This is a genomic window from Micromonospora sp. CNB394, assembly GCF_000374985.1.
GTDB lineage: Bacteria > Actinomycetota > Actinomycetes > Mycobacteriales > Micromonosporaceae > Micromonospora > Micromonospora marina.
On the sequence record NZ_KB895828.1, the window covers coordinates 137416 to 149177 of the forward strand.

The 11762-nt window shown below is 74.0% G+C and carries 10 protein-coding genes; 3 read left to right on the forward strand and 7 right to left on the reverse strand.

Annotated features, from left to right (window positions below):
* Positions 1–37 precede the first annotated feature (37 nt).
* The 7 genes from mraY to mraZ form a co-directional block, all read right to left on the reverse strand.
* Positions 38–1165 (reverse strand): phospho-N-acetylmuramoyl-pentapeptide-transferase, encoded by a 1128-nt coding sequence (mraY, locus tag C569_RS0107930; RefSeq protein WP_018785261.1) that lies wholly within the window; start codon positions 1163–1165, stop codon positions 38–40.
* Positions 1162–2571 carry a UDP-N-acetylmuramoyl-tripeptide--D-alanyl-D-alanine ligase gene (murF, locus tag C569_RS0107935; protein ID WP_018785262.1) on the reverse strand — a complete coding sequence of 470 codons (1410 nt, stop codon included), beginning with the start codon at positions 2569–2571 and terminating at the stop codon, positions 1162–1164. The genes mraY and murF overlap by 4 nt, the downstream gene beginning before the upstream one ends.
* On the reverse strand, positions 2568–4130 hold the full coding sequence (locus C569_RS0107940; protein ID WP_026267845.1) for a UDP-N-acetylmuramoyl-L-alanyl-D-glutamate--2,6-diaminopimelate ligase: 1563 nt from the start codon (positions 4128–4130) through the stop codon (positions 2568–2570). Before C569_RS0107940 ends, murF begins: the two co-directional genes overlap by 4 nt.
* Positions 4131–4182: 52 nt before the next feature.
* Positions 4183–6399 (reverse strand): penicillin-binding protein 2, encoded by a 2217-nt coding sequence (locus tag C569_RS0107945; protein WP_018785264.1) that lies wholly within the window; start codon positions 6397–6399, stop codon positions 4183–4185.
* A gap of 3 nt (positions 6400–6402) precedes the next feature.
* Positions 6403–6984 (reverse strand): hypothetical protein, encoded by a 582-nt coding sequence (locus C569_RS0107950; protein ID WP_018785265.1) that lies wholly within the window; start codon positions 6982–6984, stop codon positions 6403–6405.
* A complete protein-coding gene (gene rsmH / locus C569_RS0107955; protein WP_036345342.1) occupies positions 6981–8090 on the reverse strand; it encodes a 16S rRNA (cytosine(1402)-N(4))-methyltransferase RsmH in 1110 nt (369 codons plus the stop codon). Before rsmH ends, C569_RS0107950 begins: the two co-directional genes overlap by 4 nt.
* A gap of 204 nt (positions 8091–8294) precedes the next feature.
* Entirely contained in the window at positions 8295–8726 is a 432-nt protein-coding gene (mraZ, locus tag C569_RS0107960; protein WP_026267847.1) for a division/cell wall cluster transcriptional repressor MraZ, read from the reverse strand.
* A 355-nt stretch (positions 8727–9081) separates the two neighbouring features.
* Here mraZ and C569_RS0107965 point away from each other — a divergent pair, with 355 nt between their 5' ends.
* From C569_RS0107965 to C569_RS0107975, 3 genes are read left to right on the forward strand one after another with little or no spacing between them, the layout of a single operon-like run.
* Complete coding sequence (locus C569_RS0107965; protein WP_026267848.1) at positions 9082–10329, forward strand: MurT ligase domain-containing protein; 1248 nt, start codon at positions 9082–9084, stop codon at positions 10327–10329.
* The gene (locus C569_RS0107970; RefSeq protein ID WP_018785269.1) at positions 10319–11041 is read left to right on the forward strand and encodes a type 1 glutamine amidotransferase; all 723 of its coding nucleotides are present in this window, start codon (positions 10319–10321) and stop codon (positions 11039–11041) included. Before C569_RS0107965 ends, C569_RS0107970 begins: the two co-directional genes overlap by 11 nt.
* The gene (locus C569_RS0107975; RefSeq protein WP_018785270.1) at positions 11038–11748 is read left to right on the forward strand and encodes a TVP38/TMEM64 family protein; all 711 of its coding nucleotides are present in this window, start codon (positions 11038–11040) and stop codon (positions 11746–11748) included. The genes C569_RS0107970 and C569_RS0107975 overlap by 4 nt, the downstream gene beginning before the upstream one ends.
* Positions 11749–11762 lie beyond the last annotated feature (14 nt).

Consider the following 11762-nt stretch of genomic DNA (forward strand, 5'->3'; position numbering starts at 1 on the left):
TAACAGACGTCTGTTAATAAGGGGCCCTTCCTTGCACCTAGCTCACCGCGGCGAGGAACTCGCTGTAGAACAGGCCCAGCGCGATGGCCACGCCGATACCGGCGATGATCCAGAACCGGACCACGATGTTGACCTCGCTCCAGCCGGCCAGCTCGAAGTGGTGCTGCAACGGCGACATCCGGAACACGCGCTTGCCGGTGGTGCGGAACGAGATGATCTGGATGACCACGGACATCGTGATGATCACGAACAGGCCACCCAGGATCGGCAGCAGCAGGATGGTCCGGGTGGACATCGCCATGCCGGCGATCAGGCCGCCCAGCCCGAGCGCACCGGTGTCACCCATGAAGATCCGCGCCGGGGACGTGTTCCACCACAGGAAGCCCACGCAGGCACCGGCCGCCGCGCCCGCGATCAGCGCGATCTCCAGCGGGTCGCGCACGGTGTAGCAGTACGACTCGGTGTAGTTCGGGTCGGCGCACCAGTGGCGGTACTGCCAGAACGCGATCAGCGCGTACGCCGCCAGCACCATCACCGAGGCGCCGGTGGCCAGGCCGTCCAGGCCGTCGGTGAGGTTGACGCCGTTTGTGGCCGCCATGACCACCATGATGATGACGATCACCGCGCCGATCTTGCCGATCTCCAGCGCCGGGACGTCCCGGATGAAGCTCAGCGTGGTGCTGCCCACCGTCTCGGTGTTCGTCGCGTTGCCGCCGGCGTCGGTCATGCTCGACGGGAAGTAGACGGCCACCGCGCCGAACACGGCACCGACCAGGATCTGCCCGGCCAGCTTGCCCCGCTTGTTGAGGCCGCCGCTGTGCCGCTTGCGGACCTTGAGGAAGTCGTCGATGAAGCCGACCGCGCCGGAGAACACCATCAGCCCCAGCAGCACCAGCGCCGTGATCGTCGGCTCGACCTGGGCGATCTGCGCGTCCGGCAGCGTGGTCAGGGCCAGGTGCCCGGCGACGTACGCGATGACCGTGGCCAGGATGAAGACCACACCGCCCATCGTCGGCGTGCCCTTCTTGCCCTCGTTGCTGGCGAGCCCGAGGTTCGATCGGATCGGCTGGCCGGCCTTCAGCCGGGCGAACACCTTGATCGCGATCGGGGTGCAGAACAGTGAGATCAGGAACGCGACCCCGATGGCGACGATGACCGCCCTCATGCGGCACCGCCCTCCGTCGCACCCTCCCGGGCGTCCGCGCGCAGCGCGTCGGCCACGTCCCAGGTCCGGTACCGGGAGCCCTTCACCAGCACCACGTCTCCCGGACGCAGCTCGCTCCGCAGCACCTCGACGGCCGCCGCCTGATCGGTGAGCAGCACCGACTCTCCTCCCCAGTTACCTACCGCTGTCGCGCCCTCGTGGATCGGCGCCGCCGGCTCGCCCACCACGAGCAGCCGGTCCACTCCCAGTTCGGCCGCGAGCCGGCCGACCTGCTGATGCCCCTCCCGCTCGAAGTCACCCAGCTCGGCCATGTAGCCGAGCACCGCGACGGTACGCCCGTCGCCGCGCATGCTGGCCAACGCCCGCAGCGCCACGCCGGTGGAGGCCGGGTTGGCGTTGTACGAGTCGTCGATCACGGTCACCCCGCCGGGACGCTCGAAGACGTCCATCCGCCGGGTCGAGACCAGGCCCAGCTCGTTCAGCGCCGCCGCCAGGCCCGGCAGCGGCAGGCCCAGTTCCCGGCCGACCGCCGCGGCGGCGAGCGAGTTGGAGACCTGGTGCCGGCCGGTCAGCCCGAGCCGTACCGGCGCGCTGCCCTCCGGGGTGACCAGGGTGTACGAGGGCCGTCCCCGGCCGTCGACAGTCACGTCCACGGCGCGCACGTCGGCACGCTCCGACTCGCCGTACCGCACCACCCGGGCCCGGGTACGCGACGCCATCGCGTCCACCCGCGGGTCGTCGGCGTTGAGCACCGCCAGCCCGTCTTCGGGCAGCGCCTCGACCAGCTCACCCTTGGCGAGCGCGATGGCCTCCACCGAGCCGAACTCGCCCAGGTGCGCCACGCCGACGTTGAGCACCACCGAGATCCGCGGCGGCACCACGTCGCACAGGTAGCGGACGTGCCCGACCCCGCGGGCGCCCTTCTCCATCACCAGGTAGCGGGTCTCCGGCGTCGACTGCAACGCGGTGTACGGGTGTCCCAGCTCGTTGTTGAACGAGCCGGGCGGCGCCACCGTCGGGCCGAGCCGGACCGCGAGCTGGGCGATCAGGTCCTTCGTGGTGGTCTTGCCGGACGAGCCGGTCAGACCGATCACGGTCAGCCCGGGCAGCCGGTCCACCACCGTGCGGGCCAGCCGGCCCAGCGCGTCGAGCGCGTCGCCGACGAGCACCATCGGCACGCCCGGCACCTCCCGGGTGCCGAGCACCGCCACCGCACCGGCCGAGACCGCGCCGGCCGCGTAGTCGTGGCCGTCGACCCGCTCGCCGGGGAAGGCCACGAACAGCCCGCCGGCGCTCACCTTGCGGGAGTCGAACTCCACCGTGCCGGTGATCCGGGCGTCCGGGTCGGCGCCGGTCAGCCGGCCGTCGACGGCGGCGGCCACCTCGGCCAGCGTCAGCGGGATCACCGCTGACCCGCCAGGTCACCGAAGCGGGCGCGCAGCGCCGCCGCCAGCTCCACCCGGTCGTCGAACGGCAGCACCTCGCCGCCGATCTCCTGTCCGCGTTCCTGGCCCTTGCCCAGCACCGCCACCACGTCACCCGGTTCGGCCACCCGGACCGCCTCCTCGATCGCCGCCCGCCGTCCGGGCACCTCGATGACGCGGGCCGGGGTCGCGGCGGCGTACGCGCCGGCGAGCACCTCGGCCCGGATCGCGGCCGGGTCCTCGGTCCGCGGGTTGTCGTCGGTCACCAGTACCACGTCGGCGCCGCGCGCGGCCACGCCGCCCATCACCGGCCGCTTGCCCCGGTCCCGGTCGCCACCGGCGCCCAGCACGCAGATCAGCCGGCCCCCGGTCAGGCCGCGCAGCGCGGTGAGCACCGCCTCGATCGCGTTGGCCTTGTGCGCGTAGTCGACGACGCCGCGTACCGGGGCGTCGCCGCTGACCAGTTCCAGCCGGCCGGGCACACCCCCGCAGGCGGCCATGCCGCGCGCCGCGGTCCGCGTGTCCACCCCGGCGGCGACCAGCAGGGCGACCGCCAGCAACGCGTTCGCCACGTTGTGCCGGCCGGGCAGCGCCACACCGGTGGGCAGCGCCGGGGAGTCCGGGCCGTGCAGCGTGAACCGCTGCGCGTAGCCCTCGCCGTCGATGCCGTCGGCCCACCAGGTCGCGTCCGGGTCACCGGCCGCCGAGTAGGTGACGGTGCCCGGCTTGTACAGCGGGCGCAGCGCCGGGTCGTCGTGGTTGAGCACCTCGACCCGGCAGCGGCCGTCGAACAGCCTGGCCTTGGCCGCGAAGTAGTCCGCCTCGTCGGCGTGGAAGTCCAGGTGGTCGGAGCCGAAGTTGGTGTAGCCGCCGACGTCGAACCGGACGCCGCCGACCCGGCCCATGGCGAGGGCGTGGCTGGACACCTCCATGACCACCGTGTCCACCCCGTGCTCGCGGGCCACCGCGAGCATGGCGTGCAGGTCGGTGGCCTCCGGGGTGGTCCGGACGCTGTCGATCACCAGGTCGCCGAGGCGGGTCTCCACGGTGCCGATCAGCCCGGTGACGTGGCCGGCGGCCCGCAGCCCCGACTCGACCAGGTAGCTGGTGGAGGTCTTGCCGGCGGTGCCGGTCACCCCGATCACGGTCAGGCCGGCGGTCGGGTCGCCGTAGACGGTCGCGGCCACCTCGCCGAGCGCGTCGCGCGGGTCGTCGACGACGAGCACGGGCAGGCCGGTCCCGGCGGCCAGCGCCGCGCCGGCCGGGTCGGTCAGCAGGGCCACCGCGCCCGCTTCCGCCGCCGCGGCGGCGAACTCCGCGCCGTGGCGCCGCGCGCCGGGCAGGGCGGCGTACAGGTCGCCGGGGCGTACCTCCTGGGAGGCGTGGGTCACGCCGGTGACGGCCAGTTCGGCGGCCTCCTCCGGCGGGGTCGCCGCCACGCGGGCGGCGAGGTCGCCGAGCCGTACGGGACGCACGGTTGTGGGACGTGGATTGCCGGGCACGGCGTCAGACCCTACCCGGTCGTCCGGTTCCGACCGCACAGCCGCCCCGGTGGTTCGCCGCCACTCACCGATGATGTCCCGCCGTCCCCGCTCAGCGCGGAAAGACCTCGAACTTCGGGGACTTGTTGGTGAGCGACGGCGGCACCCGGTAGTGGCGGAGAGTGAAGCCCATCATCTCCCGGAACGCCGGCGCGGCGACCGCACCGCCCCCGCCGTCAGGGCTCCACACGAACACCGCGACGACGTACCGGGGGTTCTCCGCCGGTGCCATGCCGATGAACGAGCCGACCTCGCCGGGCTGCTGCTTGCCGCCGTCGTAGCGCAGGCCGGTGCCGGTCTTGCCGGCCACCCGGTAGCCGGGCACGGCCGCGGCCAGCCCGGTCGCCTGACCGTCCGGGCCGTCGACGGTGGTGACCGCCTCCATCATCCGGCGCAGCGCCGCCGCGTTGTCGGGGCTGAGCACCGAACGGGTGGCAGGCGCCGCGGCGGGGCTGCGCTCGCCGTCCGCGCCGATGGTCTCCTTGACCAGGTGCGGCTGCACGTACGTGCCGTTGTTGGCGATGGCGGCGTACGCGGCGGCCATCTGCAGCGGCGTGGCGTCCACGCTGTGCCCGATCGGCACCGACCCGTACGCCGAGCCGCTCCACTGGTCCGGCGGCAGCAGCCGGCCCGCCGCCTCGCCGGGCATGCCCTCGCCGGTGACCTGGCCCAGCCCGAACCGCTTCTGGTAGTCGAACAGCCGGTCCTTGCCCAGCTTCTCGGCGACCTCGATGGTGCCGACGTTCGATGAGAAGGCGAGCATGCCGGGGATGCTCATGGTGCGGCCGTCGACCGGTTGGGTGTCGCGGAACGTGACGCCGCCGCGGACGGCGGTGTTGGCGACCGGGAACGCGGTGTCCGGCGTGATCACGCCCTCCTGGAGCGCCGCGCCGAAGGTGATGGCCTTGTGGATCGAGCCGGGGTCGACCACGAACGTGGTGGCCGCGTCGTCCCGGTCCGACGGTGAGCCCACCTTGGTGGGGTTGGCGGCGTCGTACGTCGGCTGGCTGGCCTGCGCCAGCACCTCGCCGCTCGGCACCTCGATGATCACGGCGGCGCCGATGCTGCCCTTCACCTTCGCCGTCTGCTTGGCCAGGATCCGCTGGGTCATGAACTGGAGGTCACGGTCGACGGTGAGCTTCAGCGAGCTGCCCGGCTGCGGCTGGGTGGTGCGGCTGTAGCCGCCCGGGATGGGCGCGGCCAGGTCGCCGAGGCCCACCTCGTAGGTCCGCTTGCCGGCCTGTCCGCGTAGCACGTCGTCGTACTTGGCCTCCAGCCCTTCCAGGCCGTTCATGTCCTGGCTGACGAAGCCGATCAGGTTCGCCGCCAGGTCGCCGCCGGGCACCTCGCGCCGCTCGTCGCGGTGCACGTTGATGCCGGCCAGGTCGAGCGCCATGATCTTCTTGGCGGTGCCGATCTCCACGCCGCGGGCCAGGTAGACGAACTGCAACGGGGTGTCGGTGCCGGGCAGGTTGCGCTTGCGCATCTTCTCGGCCAGGTCGGAGGCGGGCACACCGAGCAGCGGCGACAGCGCCCTCGCGGTGGCGGCGCGATCGGTGACCCGGGTCGGGTCGGCGAACACGTACCGGGCCTCGACGCTGTGCGCCAACGGCTCGCCGTCGCGGTCGAGGATCGCCCCGCGCGGGGCCGGCAGCTCGACCACGGCGAGCCGGTCGGGCAGGCCGCGGTCGGCGTACGCCGGGGTGTCCGCGGTCTGGAGATAGACGAGCCGGACGCCGATGCTGGCGAACAGCGCCAGCGCCAGCACGGTGCCGAGCCGCAGCCGCCGGCGCGGGTCGCCGAGTCGCGGCGGCCGGCGCGGCTTGCGTACCGGCCGGCGGGGCGGCGCGGCCGGGCGGCGCGGCTGGGACCGGCGGCGCGGCGGCGGCGCGTCCTCGTCGTCGTCGTCGAACGGTTCGTGCACGGGCCGGGACGAGACGGTCCGGACCACGGCGGCCCGGCCGCCCGCGGCGGTGGACCGGCGGCCGGACCGGGCGCCGTCGGTCGCGGGCTCGCGCGTGCCGGCGCGGCCGGCCCGGCCGCCGTCGAGCACCTGCAACGCGGGCCGGAACGGATCGCCGGACCGGTTGCTGCGGGGGGTACGCCGTTGCTCGGCGCCGCCGCCCTCGCGCACGGTCCGCCCGCGCGGGGTGTACGCGCGGGCGTCGGAGATCCCGCCGAGGCCCGGCTCGCGCGGCTCCGACCCCCGCGACGAGCCGCGCCGGGAGCCCGTGGCGTCCCGGCGCGGATCCTCCGATCTCGGCGGCATCGCTCAGCCTCCGTCGCCCTGCCGGCTGGTGACCGGCGGGGCGCCCTGCGCGGGGTGCGGCACCCCGATGGTCTGCCCGTCCGGCAGCCGGATGTAGGCCGGGTCCTCGGACTCGACCAGGCCGAGCCGCTTGGCGTTGGCGGTCAGGTTGCCGGGCGCCTTCTGGTTGGCGATCTCCTTGCGCAGTTCCTGCTCGTCCACGTCCAGCTTGGCCTGCTGCTGCTGGAGCCTCTCCAGCCTGAACGCGTTCTCGTTGATCTTGGTGTTGACCGCCAGGATGCCCAGCACCCCACCGACCACCAGCACCAGGATCAGCGCGACGAACGGAGCACGGGGCACCCGGATCGGCGCCGGCGGGGCGACCCGAAGGCGCGGCGCGGGCGCATCGGTCACCCGGGTACGCTCGGCCGGCCGCAGAGCGGCGCTGCCCTGCGTCGGGAACTCGCGCGCCCCCCGGGCGCGAGTCGCCTCCCGGCGGTCGGTCGCGGTCGTGTCCCGCGTGGTGCGCCGCGCCGCGGTCCGGCCCCCCGACCGCGGTGCGCGCTGCCCGACGGCTCCCCGGCCGTCGCGCTTCTCGACGTTCATGTCCCCTCCCCCTCCTCGTCCGTCCCGTTCGCGTCCCCCGGGGCCGACCGCGGGTCCTTGCCGGACCCCGGTGACCCCGTCCCCGGTTGGTGCATCGCCTTCACCCGGCGGCGGTACCGTTCGCGGTCGGTACGCCCCTGCCGGGCCGCCTCCGGGTCGAGCCGTTCCGCTGCCCGCAGCCGCACCGAGGCGGCACGCGGGTTCGCGGCCACCTCGGCCTCCCCGGGCAGCTCGGCGCCCCGGCTCAACAGCCGGAACGTCGGGCCCGACCCGGGCAGCTCGACCGGGAGGTCGACCGGGCCCTTACTGCGGACCCGGTCGGCGAGCGCCTGCTTGGTGAGCCGGTCCTCCAGCGAGTGGTAGGACAGGACCACCATGCGGCCGCCCACTGTGAGCTTGTCCAGAGCAGCCGGCAACGCCGTCTCCAGCGCTGCCAGCTCTCTGTTTACCTCGATCCGTAAAGCCTGAAACGTTCTCTTTGCCGGGTGTCCGCCGGTTCGTCGGGCCGGTGCCGGAATGGCGTCCCGGACCAGCTCGGCCAGCCGGGCCGAGGACGTGATCCGGACACGCTCCCGTTCGCGGATGATCGCCGAGGCGATCTTCCCGGCGAACTTCTCCTCGCCGTACACCCGCAGCAGGCGGGCCAGGTCCGGGTGGGAGTAGGTGTTGACGACCTCCTCGGCGGTCATCCCCCGGGTCTGGTCCATCCGCATGTCCAGGGGCGCGTCCTGCGCGTACGCGAACCCGCGGTCGGGCGCGTCCAGTTGCAGGGACGAGACGCCGAGGTCGAACAGCACCCCGTCGATCGCCGGGTGACCGAGCCGGTCCAGCACCTCGGGCAGTTCGTCGTAGACGGCGTGCTCCAGGTGGATCCGGTCGGCGAACCGGGCCAGGCGGACCCGTGCGTGGGCGAGCGCCTCGGTGTCCCGGTCCAGGCCGATCAGCACCGTGTCCGGATGCGCCGAGAGCACCGCCTCGGCGTGCCCGGCCAGGCCGAGTGTGGCGTCGACGTGCACGGTGCGACCGGGCCGGCCCAGTGCGGGGGCCAGCAGCTCGAGACACCGCTCGAGCAGCACCGGCACGTGCGTGCCGCGTAGCTCCCCCATCTCGACCCCCACCCCGTTCGCCAACCGTTCCGTCACGTGTCCGTCGTCGCCACGACGCCTCGCCATACCGCCAGATCCCCATCCGCTCCCGCCCGCCGGAGGCCGCGGCCCTCCGTGTCGGATCGTGCGCCTGGCACCGGGGAAGGGGTGCCAGGAACTCGAAAGCGGCTGGAGATCTCGCAGTACGTCGGGCGCCGTCACGCCCTACAGACCGCCGGGCAGCACCCCCTCCTCGATGTCGGCGAAGTCGTCTTCGCTCTCCGCGAGGTAGGCCTCCCAGGCCGCCTTGTCCCAGATCTCCACCCGGGTGCTCGCTCCGATCACGACCAGATCCCGGTCCAGTGCCGCGTACGACCTCAGGTGGCCGGGTATGGTGACCCGCCCCTGCCTGTCCGGCACCTCGTCGTGCGCGCTGGCGAAGAAGACCCGGCTGTAGGCCCGGGCCGCCTTGCTCGTCATCGGCTGCGCGCGCAACTGGTCGGCGATCCGCTGGAACTCGGGCATCGGGAAGACGTAGAGGCAGCGCTCCTGCCCTTTGGTGATCACGACACCCCCCGCCAGTTCGTCCCGAAACTTGGCCGGCAGGATCAACCGGCCTTTGTCGTCCAGGCGCGGAGTGTGGGTGCCGAGGAACATCGGCCCAACCCCCTCGCCCTGAGCGGCGTTCGCGGCGCCGCCGACCCCCCGGGCCGGTGTGGCCCTCCCGGCCTCACCATCGCGCCCCACTCTACTCCACTTCCCTCCACCTGCAACCAGAATCGCCCGCGTGGCGTGGCGTTTCCGCGCGCAAAACCGCACGTCAACGCGGGTGGGGCGGAGTGGAGGGGGTGGGGCGCCCCGCGCAGCGTCCGCTACCCGACATCGACCGCCGCCGTCCGGCCCCGCGCGCTCCGCCCGTCCGCCGGGTCGTCCCCGGCCGAACGGTTCGCCGTCGGCGGCGATCTGGCGGAGGCGGCGGTCCGGTAACCTCGCTCGGGTGACGGACGCGAAGATGCCCTTGCGGGCGAAGGTGGCCAGCTCCGTGTCGCGCACCGCCGCGGCGCTGTCGCGGGCCGCGGGCCGTGGCGACGGCTCGGTGATCGGCGGCTGGATCGGCCTCAAGATCGACCCGGACCTGCTCGCCCACCTCTCGGCCGGGCGCGCCATCGCCCTGGTGTCCGGCACCAACGGCAAGACCACCACCACCCGGCTCACCACCGCCGCGGTCGGCGTGCTGGGCCGGGTCGCCACCAACTCCTTCGGCGCGAACATGCCCACCGGCCACACCTCGGCACTGGCCAAGGCCGGCAGCACGCCGTACGCGGTGCTGGAGGTGGACGAGCACTACCTGGCCCAGGTGCTGGAGGCGACCGAGCCGCACGTGGTGGCGCTGCTCAACCTCTCCCGCGACCAGCTCGACCGCGCCAAGGAGGTCGCCATGATGGCGCAGCTCTGGCGCGCCGCCCTGGTCCGGCACCCGCGGATCCGGGTGGTCGCCAACGCCGACGACCCGATGGTGGTGTGGGCCGCCTGCCCGCCGGCCGACCCGGCCCAGGGCCACGTGCCGCCGCACGTCACCTGGTTCAGCGCCGGGCAGCGCTGGCACGACGACTCCTGGGTCTGCCCCGAGTGCGGATTCACCATCCAGCGCTCCGGCGAGCAGTGGTGGTGCACCGGCTGCCCGCTGCGCCGCCCCGAGCCGCACTGGACCGTCGAGGACGACGGTGTGCTCGACCCCACCGGCGCCTGGCACAAGATCCAGCTCCAGCTTCCCGGCAAGGTCAACCTCGGCAACGCGGCCACCGCGCTGGCCGTCGCCGCCGAGTTCGGCGTACGCCCGGTGGACGCGGTGTCCCGCCTCGGCACCGTCACCTCGGTGGCCGGCCGCTACGCCCAGGTGGACCGCGACGGGCGCAACATCCGGCTGCTGCTGGCGAAGAACCCGGCGAGCTGGCTGGAGGCGTTCGACATGGCCGACGTCGCGCCGACACTGCTGTCCATCAACGCCCGCGACCCCGACGGGCTGGACACCTCCTGGCTGTTCGACGTGGACTTCTCCCCGCTGGCCGGCCGGCAGGTGCTGATCACCGGCGACCGGGCGTACGACCTGGCGGTGCGCCTGGAGGTCAACGGGGTGCCGTTCCAGCACGTCCGCAGCTTCGACGAGGCCGTCCGCGCCGTGCCGCCGGGCCGGCTGGAGGTCATCGCCAACTACACCGCCTTCCAGGACATCCGAGCGGAGCTGGACCGTGTCAACTGAGAGCCTGCGCATCGTCTGGATCTATCCCGACCTGCTGTCCACCTACGGCGACCGGGGCAACGCGCTGATCCTGGCCCGCCGGGCCCAGCTGCGCGGAATGCCGGTCGAGGTGCTGGAGGTCCGTTCCGACCAGCGGCTGCCCGCCACCGCCGACATCTACCTGATCGGCGGCGGCGAGGACGGCCCGCAGGCGCTCGGCGCCCAGCGGCTGATCGCCGACGGCGGCCTGCACCGGGCGGTGGCCCAGGGCTCGGTGGTGTTCGGCGTCTGCGCCGGCTACCAACTGCTCGGCACCTCGTTCTTCGCCAAGGGCACCCGGTGTGCCGGCCTGGAGCTGCTCGACCTCTCCTCCGACCGCGGCCCCACCCGGGCCGTCGGCGAACTGGTCGGCGAGGTCGACCCGCGGCTGGGCATCCCGCACCTGTCCGGGTTCGAGAACCACGGCGGCCGCACCCACCTCGGCGCGGGCGTGTCCCCGCTGGCCCGGGTCACCACCGGGGTCGGCAACGACGGGGCCACCGAGGGCGCGTGGCGGGGCAAGCTGCTCGGCACCTACTCGCACGGCCCGGCGCTGGCCCGCAACCCCGATCTGGCCGACCTGCTGCTGCGCTGGGCCACCGGCATCCACCAGCTCCCGCCGCTCGACGACACCTGGGCCGACCGCCTCCGCTCCGAGCGCCGCACCGCGGTGGCCGCCGCCCAGAGGCCGTGACCGGCGCCGCCCGGCCGGGGCGGCGACCGGTGGCCCGCCGGCTCGCCGGGTTGCTGCGGCAGCCCTCGGCGCGCCGGTTCGGGCTGCTCCTGCTACTGCTCGCCGGGTTCGGCGTGACGCTGCTGCTGGTGCCCCGGCCGGACCCGGCCGACCTGCCCCGGCTCGCCGACTCGCTCGGCGGCTACGGCCCGCCCGTGGCGGTGGTCGGCGGCGCGCTGCTGCTGGTGGCGCTGGTGCCGCGGACGTTCGTCACGCTGGCCGCGGGCGCGCTCTTCGGTCCGGTGCAGGGCGCCGCGTACGCGCTCGGCGCGGCGCTGCTCGCGGCGGCCATCGGCTTCACCGTCGGCCGGATGCTCGGCCGCGACTTCGTCGCCGAGCGGGTACGCGGCCGGCTGGCCCGCCTCGACGGCTGGTTCGCCCGGCAGAGCGTCTTCGGCGTGATCACCGTACGGCTGCTGCCGATCGCCGGGTTCGGACTGGTCAGCTACGGCTACGGCACCACCGCCGCCCGGGTCGTGCCGTTCCTGGCCGGCAGCGTGATCGCCTCCGCCCCCACCGCCGTCGGCTACGCGGCGATCGGCGCGGCGGTGACCGCGCCCGGTTCGATCAACTGGTACGCGGCCGCGCCGGCCAGCCTCGGCCTGATCGCCAGCGCGCTGCTCATCCACCGCTGGTGGCGGGCCGAACGGCGACGTCGCGCGCCCTGACCGGCGGCGGGCGC

What these genes read in the sequence shown, in the direction of transcription:
- mraY (WP_018785261.1), bottom strand. Translation starts at nt 1,165, where the DNA reads ATGAGGGCGGTCATCGTCGCCATCGGGGTCGCGTTCCTGATCTCACTG.
- C569_RS0107945 (WP_018785264.1), bottom strand. Translation starts at nt 6,399, where the DNA reads ATGCCGCCGAGATCGGAGGATCCGCGCCGGGACGCCACGGGCTCCCGG.
- C569_RS0107950 (WP_018785265.1), bottom strand. Translation starts at nt 6,984, where the DNA reads ATGAACGTCGAGAAGCGCGACGGCCGGGGAGCCGTCGGGCAGCGCGCA.
- rsmH (WP_036345342.1), bottom strand. Translation starts at nt 8,090, where the DNA reads ATGGGGGAGCTACGCGGCACGCACGTGCCGGTGCTGCTCGAGCGGTGT.
- mraZ (WP_026267847.1), bottom strand. Translation starts at nt 8,726, where the DNA reads ATGTTCCTCGGCACCCACACTCCGCGCCTGGACGACAAAGGCCGGTTG.
- C569_RS0107965 (WP_026267848.1), top strand. Translation starts at nt 9,082, where the DNA reads ATGCCCTTGCGGGCGAAGGTGGCCAGCTCCGTGTCGCGCACCGCCGCG.